Origin of the sequence: Bradyrhizobium sp. STM 3557 (genome assembly GCF_045571465.1) — a bacterium.
In the GTDB taxonomy this organism is placed as follows: Bacteria; Pseudomonadota; Alphaproteobacteria; order Rhizobiales; family Xanthobacteraceae; genus Bradyrhizobium.
This window is the reverse complement of record NZ_CP120697.1, coordinates 1,752,185-1,774,751: the sequence shown is the minus strand read 5'-3', so window position 1 is coordinate 1,774,751 and position 22,567 is coordinate 1,752,185. Positions and strand designations below refer to the sequence as shown.

The window sequence follows — 22,567 nt, the reverse complement described above, 5'->3', positions numbered from 1 at the left end:
TCTGTCAACGCGCACGCGGCTCGTGCCGCATCGGCAATGAATTGTGCGCGTGACATGCGGCGACGGCGGCATGGCCGAACGCCACGCTGATCTGATGCAGATCGGTGACCACGTCGCCTATGCCGTAGACGTGTGGGATGCTGCTCTGCTGCTTGTCATCGACCGTGAGGAATCCATCCGGCGTATGATGCGCGCCGAGCCTGACCAGCAACTCCGATCGGACATCCGCGCCCATCGCGGGATAGATCATCTCGAACCGCTCGACTGATCCATCGGCCAGCAGCGCCTGCATCGCGTCGGCCGTCCGCTGCAGATGCCGCAGCGCGGGTGCGATCCGGATTCCTGCGTCCAGCAGACGAGGCCTGATCGCCGAGTCACGACCGTCACTTGGGATCAGCGTGATGTCGGTACTGTAAGTCCGCAGGAAAAGAGCTTTGGGACCAGCTTGATCGAGCGGACCAAGCACCGCAATCCGTCGATCGATCGCCTCATAGGCGTCGCAAATCGGACAATAGCGCAGCAGGCCGCGAGCAACCGCATCGACCCAATCCGGAAACGGCACTTGCCTGTCGACGATGCCGGTCGCCATGATGAGACGTTGAGCCGCTGTTTCGTCGCCGGCGTGACGTGCCAGCAGCAGTCCGTCCGTCTGCTCCAAGGACGTCACCTCGCCGCGAACGAGCGGGACTCCGAGCTCCATGACCTGCTTTCGCATGCGTGCCAGCAGCTCGTGACCGGGCACGCCGTCGGGAAAACCTGGCAGATTGTGGCTGCGAGGGATGAGCGCGGCCCTGCTGGCGCCGGCATCGACGACCCGCACGTCCCGGCGAAATCGCGCCAGATAGATCGCAGCCATCAGACCCGCCGGCCCTCCGCCGACGATCAGAACTTCGGCTTGCTGCATCAAACAGTCCTACTGGATCGAAACTGCGCCCGGGAGAAAGCCCTCCGGGCAGCTACGCCCGCAGTGATCGGAAGTTCCTAATCCCGCAACACGTCGCGCTCCGCTGCGGACCGGAGACGAAGCCGGCGCGCGAGCCCGAAGCGCCGAGATTTGGAACCGATGATGAATGCAGGATTTGAGCTGCGTAACAGGACCCATCGGGGAGACGATCATGCCGTATGCCGTGTTCGAGGAGAGTGAGAGATTGACCCGGGTGTTCGCGACCGAGCAGGAAGCCTGGGATGCCGCGGAAAGTGCCGGACTGGTCGAGATCGGCCCGGACGGCAGGAAATTCCTCGAGGATCATCTCAAGATAAAGCCGTGCGCGGCAGACTGTCAGGAACCCGCCGGCGCGGGTTCCGACTTCATCATGTGACCTCATCGCTACGAGCCAACCTATGCAGGGGAGCTGACGATCATGGCCAATGTGAGCGAGCGACCGCGCGCGCCCGTGCTCGGAGCGACCATCATCGTGATGCAGCTGATGAGCATCCTGCTGTTCGCGGGAGGTCTTTGGCTGGCTGTGCTCGGTGGCTCGATCTATTACGTCATCGCCGGCGTGGCGCTGGCGGTCACGAGCTGGCTACTGGTGCGTCGCAGCGCTCTGGCACTTTGGGTCTATGCGGCACTGCTGCTCGGCACGCTGATCTGGGCGATCTGGGAGGTGGGGCTCGACTTCTGGTCGCTGGCGCCGCGCGGCGACATCCTTGTTCCCCTCGGCGTGTGGCTGCTCTTTCCTTTCATCGTCTCGCATCTCTCTGCCGGCGCGCGAACCGCACGGCGCGCCCTTGGCGTCGCGCTGGCGGCGTCGATCGTCGTTCTCGTCGTGTCCTTGAGCTCAGACCGGTTTGCCATTGCCGGCGTGCTGCCGCAGGCGAACGCCATCGCCGATCTCAGCGATCCGCCGGCCAAGGTCGATTGGACCGCCTATGGCGGCACCGGTTCCGGCACACGCTATTCCGACCTTTCCGCAATCAACAAGGACAATGTGAAGGACCTCAAGCTCGCCTGGGAATTCCAGACCGGCGATCACAAGGGGCCCGATGATCCCGATGAATTCACCAACGAGGCGACGCCGCTGAAGATCGGCGATCTGCTCTACACCTGCTCGCCGCATCAGATCGTGTTCGCCCTGGAAGCCGCGACCGGCAAGCTGCGCTGGAAGTTCGATCCGCAAATCCAGCACAACAAGAACTTTCAACACATGACCTGTCGCGGCGTCGCTTATCACGAGACCGCTCCCGGCGCTGTCACCGCGGATGGCGCGCCGGCACCTGACGACTGCCCCAAGCGCATCTTCCTGCCAACCAATGACGGCCGCCTGTTCGCGCTCGATGCGGAGACCGGCAAGCCCTGCAATGGTTTTGGCGATCATGGTCAGATCGACCTGAAGGAAGGCAACGAGATCAAGACGCTCGGCTTCTATGAAGGCACCTCCCCGCCGGTCGTGACCGACAAGATCCTGATCATGGCCGGCGCCGTGATCGACAATTATTCCGATAAGGTGCCGTCCGGCGCGATCCGGGGCTTCGATATCTATTCCGGCCGGCTGATCTGGGCGTTCGACGCCGGCAATCCCGATCCCAATGAGATGCCGTCCGAAACTCATCAGTTCACCCCCGGCTCACCGAATTCGTGGGCTGTCGCCGCCGTCGACGAAAAGCTCGGCCTGGTCTACGAGCCGCTCGGATCGAGCTCGCCGGATATCTGGGCGGGACATCGCACGCCGGACCAAGAGCGTTACGATTCCGCATTGGTGGCGCTCGACATCGCCACCGGCAAGCTGCGCTGGTCGTTCCAGAACGTGCATCACGATCTCTGGGACATGGATATGCCCTCGCAGCCGAGCCTGATCGACCTGCATCAGGGCAGCGACGTAACACCGGCGATCTATGTCCCTGCGAAGACCGGCAACATCTTCGTGCTGGATCGCCGTGATGGGCACCTGCTCGTGCCGGCGCCGGAACGCCCCGTTCCGCAAGGCGCGGCTCCCGGCGACCACACCGCGCCCACCCAGCCGTTCTCCGATCTGAGCTTCCGGCCCGACAAGATGCTGACGGAGGCGCAGATGTGGGGCAGCACGATGTTTGATCAGCTGATCTGCCGGGTGAAGTTCAAGCGGCTGCGCTACGAAGGGCCGTTCACGCCGCCGTCCGAGCAGGGGACGCTGGTCTATCCCGGCGATTTCGGCATGTTCGAATGGGGCGGCATCGCGGTCGATCCACGCCGGCAGATTGCGATCGCCAATCCGCAATCGATTCCCTTCATCTCGCGCCTGGTACCGCGTGGCAAGGACAATCCCGCCGCTCCCGATGCCGCCCATCCGCCGGGAACGGAGCTCGGCGTGCAGCCGATGTATGGCACGCCATACGGTGTCGATCTCGGCATCTTTCTGTCGCCGTTTCACATTCCCTGCATGGCGCCGCCTTGGGGCAGTCTTGCCGCGCTCGACCTGAAGACCAACAAGATCGTCTGGCAGCATCGCGTCGGCACCATCCGCGATGCGACGGCGCTGCCGCTTCCATTCAAGCTCGGTGTTCCCATGCTGGGCGGCCCGATCGTCACCGCCGGAGGCGTCGCCTTCCTGACCGGGACCATGGACGACTATATCCGGGCGTTCGACGTCGAGGACGGCAAGCTGCTGTGGCAGGACCGGCTGCCGGCCGGCGGGCAGTCGACACCGATGACCTATGAAGCCAATGGCACGCAATATGTCGTCACCGTCGCCGGCGGTCACGGCTCGTTCGGCACGAAGCTCGGGGACTATGTCCGGGCCTACGCGGTGAAACAGTAGCCCGCACGCTACTTCGGAATCGGATCACGCAGCCCTCGCCCGGGCTCCTCGAGCTTTCCAGCGCGCGCGAGCTTCACGGCCTGGCCGAGCGCACGCGCGGCGTTCTCGACCTCCTTCTGAAACGCGCGATCCTCATCAAGCCCTTGGTGGGAGGTCGCATAGGGCTCCATGTACCCGACATAGCCATCGACTTCGCCGGTGCGTCCGACGGAGATCAGCGACATATCCGTCAGCCAGTCCGAAAGCGAGCGCCGCAATGTCTCGGCGCCGACGGCGTCGCCATGGACAACCAGGCTGAAGAACCGGCCGGCCAGATGCCGGGGATATGGCCAGCCCTCGAGCTCCAGCGCCTTGGCCTCCGCTGCGACCTTGCCGTGGGTCGAGCTCGGATCAGGATTGCCGCCATCGGCGCAGACGAGCCGGTCCATCATGGCCTTCAGCACTGTCGGCGCCTGATACCAGTGCACGGGCGTGACGATCATGATGCCGTGCGCAGCGACCCAGAGCGGATAGATCTCGTTCATCCAATCATCGATCTGGCCAAGCGAATAGTTCGGATAGCAGCTGCAGGGCCAGTGACAGAGCGGCATCGCGGTCGCGACGCAGGACTTGCAGGGATGGATCTGCTTGCCGAATTCGGAGGTGAGCCGCGACAGGTCGAGCTCGTTCACGGCAAAGCCCATCTGGGCGAAGACATGACGGGCCAGTTCGAACAGCCGCCAGCTCTTCGACATCTCGCCTGGACAGGAGTGCTCGCTGCGCGGAGATCCGTTGATGACCAGAATGCATGGCGGCCTGCTGGAATCGTTGTGGACGCGCTGCGCCTGCAGGATCGCGTCGCGCGCGGCCAGCCAGTCCACCGCGATCTCGTAGTCTGGATCGGCAAATCCCTCGCCCGCCTTCCGCGTCACCGGCGCCTTGCGCGCGTGGCTATAAGCATCCCACGCCGCATTGATGATTGCATCGCACTGCTGCGCCAGCGGATCGAACACCGGGTCGGTGAACCGATCACGATAGCGCCGCTCGAATTCCTCGCGGGACAATTTGACCGGCGGCATTCCCTTGCGAACGTCGGGTATCGGCATGCAGCTCCCTTCGGCTGGGAATTCACTGATCGCGAATCATGAGGAACTCGCCCATGGGGCCCTTGTTCCATGAGAGCCAGGGCGGACGGTCGTGCTTAGACCAGCCAGCTGACAACCAGGCCTGCGCTTGCGGCGAAGATCGCAACGACGGTGATCCAGCTCAGGAGGTTGAGCCAGAAGCTGTTCGTCTTGTCGCCCATGATCTTTCGATCATTCGTCATCAGAACGATCATCAGCAGCAGAGGCGGCGTCGAAAAGCCCTGCACGATGCCGGCGTAGACGAGCGCCTTCATCGGGTTGATTCTGAACGCATTGAGCGCGATCGCCGCCAGGGTGAAAGCCCCGATCATGATGTAGAAGTGCTTCGCCTCTGCGGGTCGCGCATTGAGGCTGGCCTTCCAGCCGACCGCCTGGCACAGATCATATGATGCACCGGCCGTCATCACGGGGACTGCCAGAAAACCCACGCCGATGATGCCGATGGCGAAGAGCGCTTCTGCAGCCGGCCCGAGCAGCGGCCGCAACGCCTGTGCCGCCTGCGCTGCACTCTCGATGTCGTGATTGCCTGCCTTGAACAGCGTGGCCCCGGTCGCAAGGATGATCGTGTACATGATGAAATTCGAGAACGCCATTCCGATGACGATGTCGCGGCTCGACTGCTGCAGCTCCGACGAACTGGCTCCCTGCCGCTGCTCGATCCGCGTCTTGCCCTGCGCGATCTTTTCCTCCACCTCGATGTTCGACTGCCACGTGTAGAGGTAAGCGGAAAGCGTGGTGCCGATGATGGCGACGAGGATCGAGAGCGCCTCCTTGGACAGCTCGATATGCGGAATGAATGTTCCTCGCAGCACCTCGTTCAAATCGGGCCTGGCAAGAACCGCCGCTCCTGCATACGCGAACAGCGCCAGCGCCAGCCAGCGAAAGACATTCCGGATCAGCGTATAGGAGCCGAAGGTCTGGAGCAGAAAGATGAGGATCGCAACGCCGACAACGGTCAGGAAGGGCGAGACAGGCAGGAAGATGTTCACCGCCGCAGCCATGCCGGCGAGGTCTGCGCCCGCCTCGATCGTGTTTCCGATCAGCACGCCAACCAGGGCGGGCCATAGCACCCAGCGAGGATAGTGATCCTTGACCAGTTGAAAGAGCCCCTTGCCCGCAACCTGTCCAAGTTTCGAGGACAGATAAACGATCGCAAACATCATCGGAAACGTGACGGGCGCAGTCCAAAGCAGGGTCAGGCCGAACTTTGCGCCCGCGCTGGCATATGTTCCGATTGCCGAGCAATCGTCGTCCGCTGCACCGGTGACCATGCCGAGCCCAATGGCTCGAGACCATCCCTTATTCTGTCGAGGCGACGACGTCATCGACTTCCGCTTCGCAACTGGCAACACGTCCACGCCGCTTCTGTCGAAGGCGCGGGACCTCAATCGATCTGGAGAACGACGACATCGAGCCGGTACCCGCATCTGTCACGTGCAGAGCCGATATCGACGCAGGGCGCTATGCTTTGTTCCAAATCGAGCGCCAGGGCTGACGGAGCCGAAAGCGAGTTGGTCCGCCTTTTGTGAGGTGGCTGAGCTGCAAACCCTGCGGAAACTCTGCTAGACCGGCATCATGAAGAAGATCGGGTTTCTCTCCTTTGGGCATTGGACGCCCTCGCCGCAAGTGCAGACACGCTCGGCTGCCGATACGCTGCTGCAATCCATCGAGCTCGCGGTCGCGGCCGAGCAGCTCGGCGCGGACGGCGCTTATTTCCGCGTTCATCATTTCGCCCGCCAGCTCGCTTCGCCCTTTCCGCTGCTCGCCGCCATCGGCGCCAAGACCAGCCGCATCGAGATCGGCACCGCGGTCATCGACATGCGCTACGAGAACCCGTTGTATATGGCGGAGGACGCCGGCGCAGCCGATCTCATCGCCGGCGGCCGGCTGCAGCTCGGCATCAGCCGCGGCTCGCCCGAGCAGGTGATCGATGGCTGGCGCCATTTCGGTTATCAGCCTGCCGAGGGCGAGAGCGATGCCGATATGGGCCGTCGCCATGCAGAGCTCTTCCTCGACCTGTTGCGCGGTGAAGGTTTTGCGAGGCCCAATCCGCGGCCGATGTTTCCCAACCCGCCCGGTCTGCTTCGCCTCGAACCCTATTCGGAAGGCTTGCGCGAGCGCATCTGGTGGGGCGCCGGCTCCAACGCGACGGCGGTCTGGGCCGCCAAGCTCGGCATGAATCTCCAGAGCTCCACGCTCAAGAACGACGAGACCGGCGAGGCTTTTCACGTGCAGCAGGCGGCCCAGATCCGCGCCTATCGCGCGGCCTGGAAAGAGGCCGGCCATGCGCGCGAGCCGCGCGTGTCGGTCAGCCGCAGCATCTTCGCGCTGGTCGACGATCGCGATCGCGCCTATTTCGGCCGCGATCAGGAGAACGAAGATCAGATCGGCTTCATCGACCCCAACACGCGGGCGATCTTCGGTCGTAGCTATGCCGCCGAGCCCGATGTCCTGATCGAGCAGCTCAGGCAGGACAACGCGATCGCCGAGGCCGACACACTCTTGCTCACCGTGCCCAACCAGTTGGGGGTCGCCTACAATGCGCATGTGTTAGAGGCGATCCTGACGCATGTCGCGCCCGCGCTCGGCTGGCGCTGAGGTGACCTCGTCTCGCTGATTTGCGCCTGAGCTTTTCAGCGGGCCGGGTTTTCACCTGGCACGGCTCCGCGATCGCCAACCAACGTCAGGATGGTTGGCTTCATCGCTCTGCCGGCGCCCGACCCGGGTCGCATCTGTGCGATGGTCGAGCTGACGGCATTCAGATCGGGCATCGCCTTATCTGGTGAGGAGGCTGCGGGACATCGGCACTAATGGGCGTCAGATCGCCCAGCGCCTTTCGCTCTTTCACGAGCCTCGCCATGTCTTGTCGCTGGCGGATCAAGGTCTCTGCGGTGCGACTGCAATCGCGGTCATGGGCGATCTCCGCTTGCATGGCGCGCTCGGTCTCCAGCATCAGCCCTCTTAAGCCACTGATTTTTCGCCGTATTTCGCTTACTCTATTGTCCACGAGAGATCCTCTTGCATTTGCCTTGTTATAGAACAAATATAGAACAAATGGCAAGACATCAATTCCGGCCGGAGGCCTCACATGAGCTATACCCAGTATCCTGATCGCCTGACCAAACCGATGACGCCCGGACAAGCCGATCTGCTTCGGGCCCTTTCAATCGAGGCCTACCAACCCAAACAATTCGCGGACGATCTGACCGCGGACGAGGCCGCCATGCGCATCGAGGCGCTGCGGCGGGAGATCGCGCTGGCGGACTCGTATTGACGGCTATCCAGACGCGGACAGACGAACGGGCGTTCTTTCACCTCGCCGGCGGCTCGCCTACATCGCTGGCAGGATTATCGGTGGATCGCTGACATGCCCCAGCAATTGTCGATGTTCGCGGTTCGCGTCTCGGCGCCGGAGGGACTGCAATACGTTCCCGACTTCATCTCGCCGGAGGTGGAGCAAGACCTCATCGCGGCAATCCGGACGCTTCCGCTGCAGCCGTTCCAGTTCGGCCATTTCGAAGGGAAGCGACGCGTCGCATCGTTCGGCTACCGGTACGACTATTCACTGCGACGGTTGGAGCTGGCCGACCCCATTCCCTCCTGGCTTGCAGGCGTCATCGCCGAGATCGAATCCTTTGGCGGGCCCACCACCGAGATCGGGCAAGTTCTCTGCACCGAATACGACGTCGGCGTCGGCATCGGCTGGCATCGCGACAAGCCGCATTTCGACAGGGTATTCGGCCTGTCTCTGGGATCCTCGTGCAAGTTCCGCTTTCGCAAGTCCAACGGCCCCTCGTGGGAACGTTTTACGCTCGATGCGGAACCGCGGTCGCTCTACATGATGTCCGGCGCCTCGCGGCGGATCTGGGAGCACAGCATTCCCGCGGTCGAAGCGACGCGCTATTCGATCACGTTCCGCACGATGCTCGATGCAGGGGCCGGTGTGAGCAGGCCACGATCGGCCCGATCATAGCGCTCGTCGGCTCGGTGTCTGCACCGGACACCACGTCACGAAGTGACAAGGTCTCATTTGCTTATCGCGCGAGCACGGCCCGCGTCCATGCGTCTCGATAAGCATGCAAGCCTTCGACCGTGCGCGATTGGACAGCGACCAAGGACGGTTGAAAGTTCGGCGCAGGCCATTTCGCGAGCAGGGCGGCGCCGCGCGCGGTCCCGGCCGCGTCGGAGCTCGCGAACACCGGCTGCGATGGGCGCAGCGCGGCCAGCACCGCCGCATAGCAGGGGTTGGCAGCAAAACTGCCTTCGACGATGAGATCGCCGCGGTCCGCACCCAGGCGCGTCAGCATCACATCGCTCATCAGCGCGACATAGAGCGTCGCCAGCGTCGGCCGGTCGGCGGGGGCAATCTCCCCGCGAATTTCGCTCCGTTGCGAGGCGAACGGCCCGCCCCCCCCCTGCCCGGCAAAGCTCGGCAGCGCCATCGCGCCCGATGCGATCACCCGCTCCAATGAAGCCGGATCCGGGCTGCCGTGCGCGCCCGCGATCGCGGCATATTCGCGCCCACCCATGAAACGACCGGTGGCGACGGGACGTCCCTCGACATCGACATTGGCCAGGGTGTCGTCGGCTGGATCGAGGCCATCGAGGCTCAAGCCGGGCGCCATCAGGATGACCCAGGTGCCGGTCGACAGCAGCGTGAACGGCTGCCGGCGCGAGGCGAGATGCGGCAGCAGCGAGGCGTTGGAATCATGGACCCCGCAGAGCACATCGACGTCGTGCCCCAGTCCCGTAGCGGCGGCAATGTCGGGCTTGATCGGTGCGAGACGACAATAGGCCGGATACAGCGGCGGCATCAGCCTGCTCACATTGAGGGCCGACACCATGCTGGAAAACCGGCCTTGCAAGGGCTCCCAGAGATCGGAATGCGCGCCGAGCGAGGTCACCTCCGCCGCTGCGACACCAGACAACCGCCAGGCCCAATATTGCGGATAGGCGAGCAGATATTTGGCCCGCGCGAACGGCTCGGCGAAATACTGCCGCTGCCAAGCCAATTGCCGGGCGATGTTCTGCCCGGTGGGCAGCGCTGGCGAGAACGTTTGCGAGAAGGGTGGCCGCAGCGGTGCATATGATGGTTCGATCTCCTCGACTCCGGCGAACTCGTAGTCCATCACCGGCAGCACCAGGCCGGCCTTATCGATCAACGCAGCCGCGCATCCGTGTGTGGTCGGAACGATGGCCGCGATCGGGCCGACCTTGTTGGCGTCGGCAAGCGCGCGCAGCAGAAATTCCCAGATCTGCTCGACGTCCGCATGCGGATATGGCGGGCCAGGCACCATGCGGTTGGGAATGGCGCGCTCCCACACGAGCGCACCATCAGCGCCGAAGGTCGCGACCTTCACATTGGTCTTGCCGACATCGAGGACCGCGGTGACACCATTCATGCTGTCCGCCCCTCAAGTACTGCAGGAGTAGCGCCGGCCTCATGAGAAGCCGGCGCGAATTGCGATCAGAAATCGAAGTCCTTGATGTTGTCCTTGGTAAAGATGAACGGCGATCCCAGCAAAATCTCGCTGCCGTTGATGACGTTGAGCTTGCCGAGCTTGCCGGCCTCGACCGAGGTCGCGCCCGGCTTCAGCTTGCCGTCGACCACCGCGCGCATCACATAGGTCGCAGCATAGCCGAGATCGACCGGATTCCACAGCACGACGGACTTGACGCAGCCGGCATTCACATAGGGCTTCATCGCATTCGGCGTGGCGAGACCGACCACGGCGACCTTTCCGCACAGCCCGGCCTTGGTGACGGCCTCGCCCGACGCGGGCGTGGCAACGGACGTCATGCCGAACAGGCCGGCCAGCTTGTCACCATATTTGTTGATCAGCGTGGTGGCCTGGTTGAACGACAGCACATTGTCTTCCTGCGCCTCCACCGTCTCCAGCCATTTCAGCTTGGGATGGCATTTGGCGGCGTAGGCCGACATTTCGGCGATCCAGCGCGCCTGATTGGGCGTGGTGAAGGTGCTCGTGACGATGGCAAAGCCCTTGTCCTCGCCGGCCTCCTTTGCCATCGCATCAACCATCGCCTTGGCGATGCCGTTGAACTCGGCCTGATTGACGAACCACTCGCGCGCATCGGGCTGCGCATTGGCGTCGTAGCCGACGACGTGGATGCCCTTGGACAAGGCCTTCTTGAGAACCGGGGCGATCGCCACGGGATCGTTGGCGGCGAACAGGATACCGTCGACGCCGCGGGTGATGTAGTTGTCGATGAACTTGATCTGCTCGTCGATCTTGGCCTCGGTAGGACCGTCGGTGGTCACCTTGACGTTGCCGAGCTCCTTGGCAGCGTCCTGAATGCCCTTGGAGGTGGCGTTGAAGTAGCCGATGCCGATCAGCTTCGGCACATCAACCAGCGTGATCGGCTTGCCGGCTTTGTCGGACGCGCCAATGACCTTGCCGCCGTCATAGGGTTTGGCCGCCGCCGCTGCAGGCGGACTGGCATCGCATGGGAGCGGGTTGGTAGGAAGGTCGTCAGCGCCATCCCATTTGTCCGCCGCCATCGCGGAGCTGCTCGCCATCGCCGCGCCGAGAATGAGCAGCGCGGCCGTCTTCATCGCGCGATTGGTAATCGTCTTCATGATGACTTCCTCCCCTACAATGCCGCTTTGTTGCGGCTTATCACCCCATCAGCTCGCGACCTCGCGACGTCCGTGGAGAGAGCTTGCGATCAGCGTGGATGCGATCAGGACTGCGCCAATGACGATGATGGTGGCGTCGCCTTTGACTCCAGTCAGCGCCAGCCCATTTTTCAACAACTGGATCATGACCAGGCCGACGACGGTTCCCCAGATCGTCCCAACACCGCCGAAAATACTGGTGCCGCCGAGAACCACCGCGGCGATGACGTCGAGCTCGTAGCCGGTTCCCATGTCGGAGCGCGTCGTGGTCACGCGCGACACCAGCACCCAGGCCGAGACCCCGGCAGCCAGTCCGGACAGCGTGTAGACGATGAGCTTGACGCGATCGACCGGCAGCCCGGAAAACCGCGCGGCGGTTTCGTTGTTGCCGATGGCATAAAGCGTGCGGCCGAAGGTGGTGCGATCCAAAACAATGCCGGCCATGACGATCCCGACCACCAGGATCCAGAGCTGCACCGGCACGCCAAGCCATTCTCCCTGGCCGACGAAGAAGAACCATTCGGGATAGTTGCGAACCGACCGCGCCTGGCTGATGCCTTCGGCGAGCCCGCGATAGAGCGCCAGGCTGGCGATGGTCATGATCAGCGGCGGCACCCGGACACGGGTGATGATCAATCCGTTGACAAAGCCTGCCGCGCCGCCAACGCTGACGGCAAAGGCGATCGCCAGCGGCAGCGGGAAGCCGAGGTTCTTCCAGGAATAGCCGAGCGCGATCGCGCACAGGCCGACGATCGACCCCACCGACAGGTCGATGCCCCCCGTGATGATGATGAACGTCATCGGCAGAGCCAGCAGGCCGACCTCGGTCATCAGCCGGCCCTGGTTCAGGAGATTATCGATCGTCAGGAAGTTCTCGGTAAATACGGTGAGGATCGCCAGCGCGACGGCCAGGATCGCCGCCAGCAGTGTCTCGTGGCGGATAAGCCAACGCGGAGCTGATGATCGGGCCTCCGGTGCGAGCACCGCCATCGCGATTATCCTCCCACCTGATGCCGCCGGCGTCGCAGGATGTCGGCAACGACTGTAACCAGGATCAACCCGCCCTGCACGGCACGGATCCAGTACGGCGAGACGTTGATGAAGACCAGCGCGCTCGCGATCTCGGCGATCAGGATCGCGGCCAGCGTCGAGCCCACCACCGTGCCGACGCCGCCGAGAATGCTGACACCGCCGACCACGGCGGCGGTGATCACCGTCAGCTCCAGATTGGGGGGTACCGTCGACTGGATCACTTTGAGCTGCGTCGCGAACAACAGCGCGGCGATCCCCGCGAACAACCCATGCAGCGCGAACACCATCATGACAGTGCGCCTGGGCGATACACCGCACAGCCGCGCGGCCTCGGCATTGCCGCCGGTGGCATAGATCGCGCGGCCGCTTGCCGAATAGCGCATCCATAGCGCGGCCACGGTGGTCGCCACCACCATGATCAGCACCGGCATCGGCAAGATCCCGAACACCTGGATATCGGCGAGATGAAAGTCCTGCGGCAGGCCTGATATCCACCGGCCGCCGGTGACGCTGATCAGGCCGCCCTTGAGAATGGAGAGCATTCCGAGCGTCACGACGATCGACGGAATTCCCAAATAGGCGACGACAGCGCCTTGCAATGTCATCACCAGAACGCCGACCACGAGGGGCGCCAGCCAGACCAGGATCATCGGCACGCCCGCGACCGCCAGCGATCCGCTGATGGTGGCGAGAACACCGATCAGGGAGCCAACCGAAATATCGATATTGCCCGATACGATCACAATCGACATGCCGATCGCCGCGACCGCGATATAGGCATTGCCGAGCACGATATCGGTGAGGTTCCGCGTCGCCAGAAAACGCGGATTATAGAGCCCGACCACGATCGCGATGCCGATTATGGCAAACGCCAGCAATGCCTCCTGCGAGGCAAACAAGCGAAGCGCGCCGCCTTCTCCGGATCGCTGTGAGATCGCCAGCGTGCTCATGCTGCCCTCCCGGCGTCAGCGGCCTGGCTTCCCATCATGGCTGCGCCGACCGCTTCAGGCGTTGCATCCGCGCGGGCAAACTCGGCGACCAGCCGGCCCTCGCGCATGACCAGCACGCGGTCGCTCATCCCAAGCACCTCGGGCAGTTCGCTCGAGATCATCAGGATGGCGAGGCCCTGCGCCGCAAGCTCGCACATCAAGCGGTGGATTTCCGCCTTGGCGCCGACATCGATGCCGCGGGTCGGCTCATCGAGGATGAGCAGCTTGGGCTGGTTGGCGAGCCATTTGCCGAGCACGATCTTCTGCTGATTGCCTCCCGACAAGCGGCCGACCACCTGATCGAGCGAGCCTGCCCTGACGCGAAAGCGGTTGACCCCCGCCTCCGCCATACGCGTTTCCGCTGCGAAATCGATGAAACCGAAGCGCGCGACTTTGGCGAGGCTGGCCAGCGAAAAATTCTCGCGCACGGTCATGGGACGGACCAGCCCCTGCGTGGCGCGGTCTTCCGGAACATAGGCGATACCGAGCGCCCGTGCCGCACCGGGCGATCGGACCTGCACGGGCTTGCCGGACAGAAGGATCTGCCCGGACTCGGCCGGCGTCGCGCCAAAGATCGTCTGTGCAAGTTCGCTGCGTCCGGAGCCCACCAGGCCGGCGAGGCCAACGATCTCGCCGGCGCGAACGGTGAGGCTGACGCTTTTCGTCAGCGGACGCCGCACCAGATCGCGCACCTCCAGCACCGGCTTGCCGATCGGTACGTCGACCTTCGGAAACAGGCTTTCGATCCGCCGGCCGACCATCATCTGCACCAGTTCGCCCGACGACGTCTCGGCGACCTTGCGGGTGCCGACATGAGCGCCATCGCGCAGCACCGTCACCCGATCGGCGAGCTGAAAGATCTCGTCCATGCGGTGGCTGATATAGATGATGCCGACACCGCGCGCTTTAAGGCGCCGCACCAGATCGAACAGCCGCGTCACGTCATATTCGGTGAGCGCAGCGGTCGGCTCGTCCATGATCAGCAGCCGCGCGTCCTGCGACAGCGCACGCAGGATCTCAACACGCTGGCGATTGCCGACGCTGAGCGAGCCGACGATCCGGTCAGGTGCCAGGTCCGTGATCTCGAGCGACGCGAGCAACGCCTCGGTCTTGGCCGCCATCGCCGTCCAGTCGAGCCAGCCGCCGCGGCTGCGTGGGGCATGTCCCATGAAGATGTTTTCGGCGACCGACAGATCGCGAAACAGCAGCAGTTCCTGATAGATCGTCGCGATCCCGGCCCTCCGCGCATCATCGGGAGATGCAAACTGAAGCGGCCGTCCGTCGACATGGATCGTACCGGCGTCGGGCTGATAGACGCCAGAGATGATCTTGATCAGTGTGGACTTGCCGGCGCCGTTCTCGCCTAGCAATGCGTGTACTTCGCCTGGCGCGACCTGGAAGGAAACGCCAGACAAGGCGCGTACGCCAGGGAAGGATTTCTCGATACCCTCGACCGCCAGCAGCGGCGCGGGCTGCGCGTCCTTTTGCACAACGGCATTGCGGGCATCGCTCATGCGGCCACGACCTCGTCAGGGGCCTCAGTGGCGACCATCACCTCAACGCCGGCGTCGCGCAGCATATCGAGCGCGTGTTTGGGGGCCTCCGCGTCGGTGATGACAGTCGATATCCGCGACAGCGGACAGACCACCAGGCTGCCACGCGGCGTGAATTTGGAGCTATCCGCCAGCACCACCAGCCGGTCGGCGCGTTTGATCAGCTTGGTCTCGGCGCGCGCGATCAGAGGGTCGCCTTCGATCACGCCGAGCGGGCCGATCGAGATCGCGCTCATGAACATGCGCGACGCCGAGTAATGCTGAATGGCGTCCTCCTCGAACGGCGACACGATCAGCTTCTGCTCGCGATAGACCTCGCCGCCCGGCAATGCGACGCGACAGTTCGAATGATGGATCAGCGTCTCGGCCAACGGATAGGAATTGGTGAGAACCTTGAGACGGCGCTCGCGCAGAAACTCGCCCATCTGGAACGTGGTGGTGCCGCCGTTGATGATGATGGCCTCGCCATCGCTGCATAGCGCGACGGCGGCGCGGGCGATGGCCCGCTTGGCCGCCACGTTGAGCGTCTTGCTGATCTCGAAGGAGCGGGTTGCCAGGGCCGGCGCGTCGCTTGGACCTGTTGGCGTCCCTTGCATTGGCTCCAATCCGCCGCGCACCCGTGTCGCCGACCCCATCTCGGCAAGCCGGGCAAAATCGCGCCTTACGGACGCTTCGGAGGCGCCAGTGGCACGGCAGACTTCGGCAATGCGCACCAGCGGCCGCTGCTTGAGCATCGCCTTGATTAGTTGCCAGCGCTCGCGTTCATGCACGGCCCTGTTCCTCCCAACACGCACAGCTATTCATGAAGTTCGCGAGCGGTCAACGCCAAACCTTCAGTTTCATCCAACATCAATCACGCTGCGGAGCAACATCGATCATGCTGTGATTGACCGTGATCGATTGCGCGACTAACGTCTCGCACAATCAGAGAAGAGGGAGGAGAGCTTCATGACCAAGGCTGCGGCCGCGCCGCTTCCCGATCTCTGGGATGATGCTTACGCGGCGGGACTGGATGAACCGGGCCTGCTGCTCTATCGCTCCAACCTGCTCGGCAGCGACCTTCGCATCACCAATTTCGGCGGTGGCAACACCTCGGCCAAGCTCACCATGGCCGATCCGCTGACCCAAGCGCCGGTCACCGTGCTGTGGGTCAAGGGTTCCGGCGGCGACCTCGGCTCGATGAAACGCGACGGGTTCTCCACGCTCTATCTCGATAAGCTGCTCAGCCTGAAACAGTTTTATCGCGCGCTCGCGCATGAAGACGAGATGGTCGCGCTGTTCAATCACTGCACCTTCAATCTCAATCCGCGCGCGACTTCGATCGACACCGCTTTGCACGGCTTTGTGCCCCACCCGCATGTCGATCATGTCCATGCCGACGCTGTGATCGCCATCGCTGCCTGCGCCAATGCAGAGGAACTGACGAAAGAAGTGTTTGGCGGCGCGATCGGGTTCCTGCCCTGGCAGCGCCCCGGCTTCGACCTCGGCCTGAAGCTGGGTGCGATGGCGACCGAGCATCCCGAATATGTCGGCGTCGTGCTCGGCGGCCATGGCCTGTTCACCTGGGGGCCGACATCGAAAGCGGCCTATCAGACGACGCTTCGCATCATCCAGCAGGCCGCCGACTGGCTCGCGGAACACGAGAGACAGCCGGCCTTCGGCGGCGCGGCTTGCGATGCTGCCAGGCCCGAGACGCGCCGCGCCATCGCGGCGGCGCTGATGCCGTTGATCCGCGGCAGGATCTCGCAGGGCGAGCGCAAGGTCGGGCATTTCACCGACGCGTCCGAGGTGCTGGAGTTCGTCAATTCGCACGCGCTGGATCAACTCGCGCCGCTGGGCACGTCCTGCCCCGATCATTTCCTGCGCACCAAGATCCGTCCATTGGTGCTGCCGTTCGATGGCGACGTCGATAAGCTCACCAATTCGCTCGACAAGCTGCTCGAAGCCTACCGCGCCGACTATGCGGCCTACTATCAGCGCTGCAAGCGGCCGAACTCACCGGCCATGCGCGACCCCAATCCGGTGATCTATCTGGTGCCCGGCATCGGCATGTTCTCCTTTGCCAAGGACAAGGCGACGGCGCGCATCGCGTCAGAATTCTACATCAACGCCATCAACGTCATGCGCGGCGCCTCAGGCGTCAGCAGCTATGTCGGCCTGCCGGAGCAGGAAGCTTTCGGCATCGAATACTGGCTGCTCGAAGAGGCCAAGCTGCAGCGCATGCCGAAGCCGAAATCGCTGGCCGGCCGGATCGCCTATATCACCGGCGGCGCCGGCGGGATCGGCGGCGCGACGGCGCTGCGGCTATTGAACGAAGGCGCCTGCGTGGTGCTAACCGACATCGACCAGGAGGCGCTCGACGCGCGCGTCGAGGCGATCGTGCAGCAATTCGGTCGCGATAGCGCCGTCGGCCTTGCCGTTGATGTGACCGACGAGGCCAGCGTCGCGGCGAGCTTCACGCAATCCATCCTCGCCTATGGCGGCATCGACATCGTGGTTTCCAATGCCGGCATCGCCTCCGCCTCGCCGGTCGAGGACACCAGCCTGGCCCTTTGGCAAAAGAACATGGACGTGCTCGCCACCGGCTATTTCCTGGTGGCGCGCGAGGCGTTCCGGCTGATGCAACGCCAGCAACGCGGCGGGGTGATCGTGTTCGTCGCCTCCAAGAACGGCCTCGCCGCCTCGGCCGGCGCCTCGGCCTATTGCGCCGCCAAGGCCTCGGAGATCCACCTGGCGCGCTGCCTCGCGCTGGAAGGTGCAGCGCACGGCATCCGCGTCAACACCGTCAATCCGGATGCGGTGCTGCGCGGCTCCAGGATCTGGGCCGGCGAATGGCGCAAGCAGCGCGCCGCGTCCAACAAGGTCGCGGAAGACGAGCTGGAAGAGGTCTATCGGCAGCGCTCGATGCTGAAGCTTTCGGTCCTGCCTGAGGACATCGCCGAGGGCGTCTATTTCTTTGCCAGCGATCTCTCGGCCAAGTCGACCGGCAATATCCTGAATGTCGACGCCGGCAATGCGCAGTCCTTCACGCGCTGATGCGCCAATCGTAGGGTGACGGGCATGACCGGCTTTTTCATCAGCGATGATTTTCTGCAAAGCGAGAATGCGACGCGAAAAGCCGCGCTCGACGAGGATTACGCGGCGCTGTCGCGCGCGCTCGCGCGCCGGGGCATCGACAGCGACGCGCTGACACGACGCGTCATGGCGTTCGGCGTTGCGATCCCGACCTGGGGCGTCGGCACCGGCGGCACCCGTTTTGCGCGCTTTCCCGGCCCCGGCGAGCCGCGGCACCTGTTTGACAAGCTGGAGGATTGCGCCACCATCCACCGCTTGGCGCGGGCAACGCCGACGCTGTCGCCGCATTTTCCCTGGGATGCAACGACCGACTACGCTGCCTTGCGCGAGGTCGCCGCTGGCTACGGCCTCGCATTCGATGCAGTAAATTCAAACACCTTTCAGGATCAGCCGAATCAGGCGCAGTCCTACAAGTTCGGCTCGCTCTCGCATGTCGACCGTGCCGTGCGAGCCCAGGCAATCGCGCACAATATCGACTGCATCGCGATCGGCCAAAAGCTCGGCTCCAAGGCGCTCACGGTGTGGATCGCCGATGGCTCCAACTTCGCCGGCCAGTCGAACCTGACCCTGGCGCTCGATCGGTATCTCGAATCGATGGCCGAGATCTACGCGGCCCTGCCTGCTGACTGGCGGGTGTTTCTCGAGCACAAGCTGTACGAGCCGGCGTTCTATTCGACGGTGATCTCCGATTGGGGAACCAGCCTGGCGGCGGCACAAGAGCTCGGGCCGAAGGCACAGTGCCTAGTCGATCTCGGCCACCACGCACCGAACGTCAATATCGAGCAGATCGTCGCCCGCCTGATCCGCTTCGGCAAGCTTGGCGGCTTTCACTTCAACGATTCGAAATATGGCGACGACGATCTCGATGCCGGATCGATCGAGCCGTTTCGTCTGTTTCTCGTGTTCAACGAGCTGATCGATGCCGAGCTACGCGGGGCAAAGGGCTTTGCGCCGGCCTACATGCTGGACCAGTCGCACAACGTCACGGACCCGATCGAAAGCCTGCTGCAATCGGCAATCGAATTGCAGCGCGCCTGTGCCCAGGCGCTGATCGTGGACCGCCCGGCGCTGGCCGCGGCGCAAGCGGCCAATGACGCGCTCGGTGGCCACCTCGAGCTCAAGCGCGCTTTCACCACCGACGTGTCGCCAATTCTCGCCATGGCACGGCTGCGCGCCGGCGGGGCCATCGCGCCAATCGAGACCTATCGGGCCTCGAATTATCGCAAGCACAAGGCCGATGAGCGGCCGCGGGTGGCAGGGACCTCGGCCGGGATCGTGTGAAAAGACCGATCACCATTTGAAGCTTGCGGTGAGGAAGTCCGGCATGCCGCCGCAGGCCTCGCAGAGGCTGAGAAGCTCGGTCTCGGCGAGCGACCGGTGAATGCCAGTCCGCACCAGCAGCGTTGACAATCCCATCGCCCTGCCGCCGCACACATCGTGCTCTGGGCTGTCACCGACCATGATCGTACGCGCCCCGACATCGCGCGCGGCAACGGCAAGTGCATGACGGAAGAATGCACGATGGGGCTTGCCGACATAGTCGACCTGGCCTCCAAGCTCCTGATAGATTCGCGCGATCGCGCCCGGCGCGGGAACGAGCTCGCCATCCCGGATCATGGTGATGTCGGGATTGACGCAGATCGCGGGCACGCCGGCCCGTGCCGCCGCTAATAGCTGTGCGCGATAAGCCTCCAGCGAGGTTCTTGGCGCGTCCGAGCCGGCGAACACCAGGAACGCGGCCTCATCGGGGCGGGTCACCAGATCGAATTCATTTGATGAGAAGGCGTAGCGATCGCCGCTACGGCCAATTACGAACGTCGGCATCCCGCTCGTAAACCTCGGACCGAGACCGCCGCTGCGCACGAGCTGCAGCCCGACCTCGCCTGAGCTCACGACACGGACATGGGAGCCGGAAAATCCCAGCCTCTCAAGCCGGGCCAAATTGTCGGAACTGTCCTTTCCGGAGTTCGTCAAGACGATGACGTCGCGCCCGCTTGAGCCAATCCTGGCCAATCCCTCGACAGCGCCGGGATAGGCCGAGACGCCGTCGTGCAGCACGCCATATTGATCGACGAGGTAGAGATCGAATTGATCGACAATGTCGCGCAGGCCGTCGATCCGCTTCATGATGACGATCCCGGTCCCAGCGCAAGCCGCGCAACACCGACGGCGGCTTCATCGTTCGCGGAGGCCATTACGGGCACCCCGAGCGCCGCCGCGCGGATGCGGCGCCAGACCTCGTTCGCGGCACCACCACCGACGCTGACAACTCTTGCGAGACTGGTGCCACCGAGCTCGGACAGGCGCCGGTAGCCGAGCGCCTCGATACGCGCGATGCCTTCGAACAATCCTTGCAGAAACACCACATCATCGTCCGGGCGCGGCATAAGCCGCGGTGCGAGCGCCGGGTCATTGACGGGAAAGCGCTCACCGGGCGCGGGCAGCGGATAGTAATCAAGACCAGTGCTGACGCTGGGGTCGATCCGCGCACTGAGCACGCGCAGCTGCTCCGATGAGAAAAACTGCGCGAGAGCCGCCCCCCCGGTGTTGGAGGCACCACCGGTCAGCCAGAGATCGCCAATGCGATGGCTGTAGATGCCATATTCCGGCGCGAACAACGGCACTTCGCTCGCGAGCTTCAGGACCAGCGTCGAGCCCAAGGATGTAACCGCGTCGCCTGGCTTCGTGGCCCCCGTTGCCATGAAGGCTGCGCATCCATCGGTCATCCCCGCGACAACGACGGTCTGGGCCGATAGCCCAAATCGCCGCGACGCCTCAGCCGATACATGACCAATAACGCTGCCGGCAGGGACGACTGCAGGGAGCTTTGTGGTCTCGACGTTAGTGGCCGCGACCCAATCCGGCCATCGTCGACTGACCGGATCGTACCCGGTCTTCAGCGCGTTGCTTTCATCACTGACATCGAAGCGTCCGGTGAACTGCGCGGCGATCCAATCGGCCTGGTGCAAGACTCTCGCGATGCCAGGCGTCCGCAACAGCCGCATCGCGCGCGCCAGCGGCGATGTTGCGCCATGAACTGCGGCCTGCGGCGGCGCGACGCGCTCGACCGCATCGATATCAGCATCATCAGCCCGGTCGTTATAGAGACTGCCGGCCGTAACGGGGACGCCATGATCGTCGATTCCGACCAATGTTCCCGATGTGCCATCGACCGCCAGCGCGCCTACCCGCGAACGATCAATCATCGATCCGAGGCGAGCCATCGCCTCGTCCAGCCCGCGTACCCAGATCGACGCATCCTGAGTGATTCGCTGGCCATCGCGATGCGCCGCTGGCGTCGCTGCCGTTGCAAGAGCGACAAGCCTCGCAGCATGATCGATCGCGGCGATCCGTACCCCTGAGGTGCCGATATCAATGCCAAGAACAAGATCGCTCATGAGGGCCTCGCATCGAGCGACTGTCGATATTTCTCGGCGTCCCAATTCAGCAGTTGTGCTTCGTCGTCTGCGCTCAGAGGCGAGATCGGATCATCGCCCTCGAGCCGACTGGTGACGTCGGCGAGACAGCGTATCAGTGCACGCGCACCCGATGTCGCTGCCTCGTGCACGAGGACGCCAGCGCCAGGTATCACCACCAGCGGCACGGCCGCGCGGCCGCATCGCCGCGCCGCGGCAACCGCGCGCTCCGCTGCCTCGGCCGCCACGATGCCAGGGCCGAGAAAGACGACGTGATCGGGATAGAGCGATCCGCACTGGGCGGCAGAGAGACTGATCGGATCGGTCGCGATCGCATGCCAGCAGTCGTCGTCCCCAATCGCATAGCCATCGCCTGCGGCTGCTTCCAACGTTCCGCGATCTGGCCCGGGGGCCGTGCGTGGCGTGCGCGCGAGACGCTGCGAGACCTCAGCGCGCAGCCGCGCCGCCTCGGTGACGCTGTCGGCAGCCACCACCAGTCCATGCTTGCCGAGCACCACGACGTCGGTCCCGGCCTTTAGATGTTCGGCCATGGCCCGCCCCAGCGATGCGCCCGGGCGAACGTAGGGCACGAAGCTCCAGTTCAGCCCTGATAACGGCGTAGCAAGCCGCTCCGTCGCGTCGGACAGGCACGCAGTGGCGATGGTCTCGACGCAATGCACATGCACCACCACGCGTTGTGGCATCACGGCGTGCAGTGTGGTTTCGATCGAGGGGCGCAGCGCAAGATCCGTGAGATCGCGGCGCACGAACGGCTCGCAGGTTTCGCATGCGGGATCGTCCGTCGCCAGCCCATCGAGTACAGCGGCGACATCGATCGGAATCAGGATCGGACGCTCCTCCGCCTCCGCCATCCAGGTCCCGCTCGCCTTCACCCACATCACGCCATCGCGCTTGAGCGAGATGTTGCCGCCCGGCCCCTGAATCACGAGCGGATCTCGCCCGAGCCGCGCCGCAAGCGCGAGCAGATCTTGCATCTCGGAATC

General features: G+C 63.9%; 20 protein-coding genes. 7 read left to right on the top strand and 13 right to left on the bottom strand.

Annotated elements, in window-relative coordinates; genetic code table 11:
* Positions 1-4: 4 nt before the first annotated feature.
* Entirely contained in the window at positions 5-904 is a 900-nt protein-coding gene (locus P6U24_RS08040; protein ID WP_407158609.1) for an NAD(P)/FAD-dependent oxidoreductase, read from the bottom strand.
* Between the two features lie 211 nt (positions 905-1,115).
* Between P6U24_RS08040 and P6U24_RS08035 the strand changes: the two genes are divergently transcribed.
* The gene (locus P6U24_RS08035) at positions 1,116-1,319 is read left to right on the top strand and encodes a hypothetical protein (protein WP_407158608.1); all 204 of its coding nucleotides are present in this window, start codon (positions 1,116-1,118) and stop codon (positions 1,317-1,319) included.
* A gap of 42 nt (positions 1,320-1,361) precedes the next feature.
* Positions 1,362-3,737 (top strand): glucose/quinate/shikimate family membrane-bound PQQ-dependent dehydrogenase, encoded by a 2,376-nt coding sequence (locus P6U24_RS08030; RefSeq protein ID WP_407158607.1) that lies wholly within the window; start codon positions 1,362-1,364, stop codon positions 3,735-3,737.
* Positions 3,738-3,745: 8 nt separating this feature from the next.
* Here the strand turns inward: P6U24_RS08030 and P6U24_RS08025 are convergent, their stop codons facing one another.
* Positions 3,746-4,822, bottom strand: a complete 1,077-nt coding sequence (locus P6U24_RS08025; protein ID WP_407158606.1) for a flavodoxin family protein — start codon at positions 4,820-4,822, stop codon at positions 3,746-3,748.
* A gap of 95 nt (positions 4,823-4,917) precedes the next feature.
* Positions 4,918-6,132 carry an Nramp family divalent metal transporter gene (locus tag P6U24_RS08020; protein ID WP_407158605.1) on the bottom strand — a complete coding sequence of 405 codons (1,215 nt, stop codon included), beginning with the start codon at positions 6,130-6,132 and terminating at the stop codon, positions 4,918-4,920.
* Between the two features lie 304 nt (positions 6,133-6,436).
* On the opposite strand from P6U24_RS08020, the gene P6U24_RS08015 reads away from it, so the two are divergent.
* Entirely contained in the window at positions 6,437-7,459 is a 1,023-nt protein-coding gene (locus tag P6U24_RS08015; RefSeq protein WP_407158604.1) for an LLM class flavin-dependent oxidoreductase, read from the top strand.
* 160 nt (positions 7,460-7,619) lie between these two features.
* Here the strand turns inward: P6U24_RS08015 and P6U24_RS08010 are convergent, their stop codons facing one another.
* Entirely contained in the window at positions 7,620-7,814 is a 195-nt protein-coding gene (locus P6U24_RS08010; RefSeq protein WP_407158603.1) for a hypothetical protein, read from the bottom strand.
* A gap of 135 nt (positions 7,815-7,949) precedes the next feature.
* Here P6U24_RS08010 and P6U24_RS08005 point away from each other — a divergent pair, with 135 nt between their 5' ends.
* A complete protein-coding gene (locus P6U24_RS08005) occupies positions 7,950-8,135 on the top strand; it encodes a DUF3072 domain-containing protein (RefSeq protein WP_407158602.1) in 186 nt (61 codons plus the stop codon).
* 93 nt (positions 8,136-8,228) lie between these two features.
* Positions 8,229-8,834 carry an alpha-ketoglutarate-dependent dioxygenase AlkB gene (locus P6U24_RS08000; protein ID WP_407158601.1) on the top strand — a complete coding sequence of 202 codons (606 nt, stop codon included), beginning with the start codon at positions 8,229-8,231 and terminating at the stop codon, positions 8,832-8,834.
* Positions 8,835-8,895: 61 nt separating this feature from the next.
* Here the strand turns inward: P6U24_RS08000 and P6U24_RS07995 are convergent, their stop codons facing one another.
* The 6 genes from P6U24_RS07995 to P6U24_RS07970 all read right to left on the bottom strand — a co-directional run bounded on the left by P6U24_RS07995 (position 8,896) and on the right by P6U24_RS07970 (position 15,842).
* Positions 8,896-10,263 carry an FGGY-family carbohydrate kinase gene (locus P6U24_RS07995; RefSeq protein ID WP_407158600.1) on the bottom strand — a complete coding sequence of 456 codons (1,368 nt, stop codon included), beginning with the start codon at positions 10,261-10,263 and terminating at the stop codon, positions 8,896-8,898.
* A gap of 65 nt (positions 10,264-10,328) precedes the next feature.
* Positions 10,329-11,435, bottom strand: a complete 1,107-nt coding sequence (locus P6U24_RS07990) for a substrate-binding domain-containing protein (RefSeq protein ID WP_407160385.1) — start codon at positions 11,433-11,435, stop codon at positions 10,329-10,331.
* A gap of 72 nt (positions 11,436-11,507) precedes the next feature.
* Positions 11,508-12,488 carry an ABC transporter permease gene (locus tag P6U24_RS07985; RefSeq protein WP_407158599.1) on the bottom strand — a complete coding sequence of 327 codons (981 nt, stop codon included), beginning with the start codon at positions 12,486-12,488 and terminating at the stop codon, positions 11,508-11,510.
* Positions 12,489-12,493: 5 nt separating this feature from the next.
* Complete coding sequence (locus P6U24_RS07980) at positions 12,494-13,480, bottom strand: ABC transporter permease (RefSeq protein ID WP_407158598.1); 987 nt, start codon at positions 13,478-13,480, stop codon at positions 12,494-12,496.
* Complete coding sequence (locus tag P6U24_RS07975; protein WP_407158597.1) at positions 13,477-15,033, bottom strand: sugar ABC transporter ATP-binding protein; 1,557 nt, start codon at positions 15,031-15,033, stop codon at positions 13,477-13,479. Before P6U24_RS07975 ends, P6U24_RS07980 begins: the two co-directional genes overlap by 4 nt.
* Complete coding sequence (locus P6U24_RS07970; protein ID WP_407158596.1) at positions 15,030-15,842, bottom strand: DeoR/GlpR family DNA-binding transcription regulator; 813 nt, start codon at positions 15,840-15,842, stop codon at positions 15,030-15,032. Before P6U24_RS07970 ends, P6U24_RS07975 begins: the two co-directional genes overlap by 4 nt.
* Before the next feature lie 178 nt (positions 15,843-16,020).
* Between P6U24_RS07970 and P6U24_RS07965 the strand changes: the two genes are divergently transcribed.
* Both P6U24_RS07965 and rhaI read left to right on the top strand, forming a co-directional pair.
* Positions 16,021-18,108 (top strand): bifunctional rhamnulose-1-phosphate aldolase/short-chain dehydrogenase, encoded by a 2,088-nt coding sequence (locus tag P6U24_RS07965; protein WP_407158595.1) that lies wholly within the window; start codon positions 16,021-16,023, stop codon positions 18,106-18,108.
* A 24-nt stretch (positions 18,109-18,132) separates the two neighbouring features.
* A complete protein-coding gene (gene rhaI / locus P6U24_RS07960) occupies positions 18,133-19,428 on the top strand; it encodes an L-rhamnose catabolism isomerase (RefSeq protein WP_407158594.1) in 1,296 nt (431 codons plus the stop codon).
* A 9-nt stretch (positions 19,429-19,437) separates the two neighbouring features.
* Here the strand turns inward: rhaI and P6U24_RS07955 are convergent, their stop codons facing one another.
* The 3 genes from P6U24_RS07955 to P6U24_RS07945 are packed head-to-tail and all read right to left on the bottom strand — an operon-like array spanning position 19,438 to position 22,558.
* Positions 19,438-20,274, bottom strand: coding sequence for a TIGR01459 family HAD-type hydrolase (locus P6U24_RS07955; protein WP_407158593.1), 837 nt, complete (start codon positions 20,272-20,274; stop codon positions 19,438-19,440).
* Positions 20,271-21,545, bottom strand: a complete 1,275-nt coding sequence (locus P6U24_RS07950) for an FGGY-family carbohydrate kinase (protein ID WP_407158592.1) — start codon at positions 21,543-21,545, stop codon at positions 20,271-20,273. Before P6U24_RS07950 ends, P6U24_RS07955 begins: the two co-directional genes overlap by 4 nt.
* Complete coding sequence (locus P6U24_RS07945; protein ID WP_407158591.1) at positions 21,542-22,558, bottom strand: class II aldolase/adducin family protein; 1,017 nt, start codon at positions 22,556-22,558, stop codon at positions 21,542-21,544. The genes P6U24_RS07950 and P6U24_RS07945 overlap by 4 nt, the downstream gene beginning before the upstream one ends.
* Between the last annotated feature and the right edge of the window lie 9 nt (positions 22,559-22,567).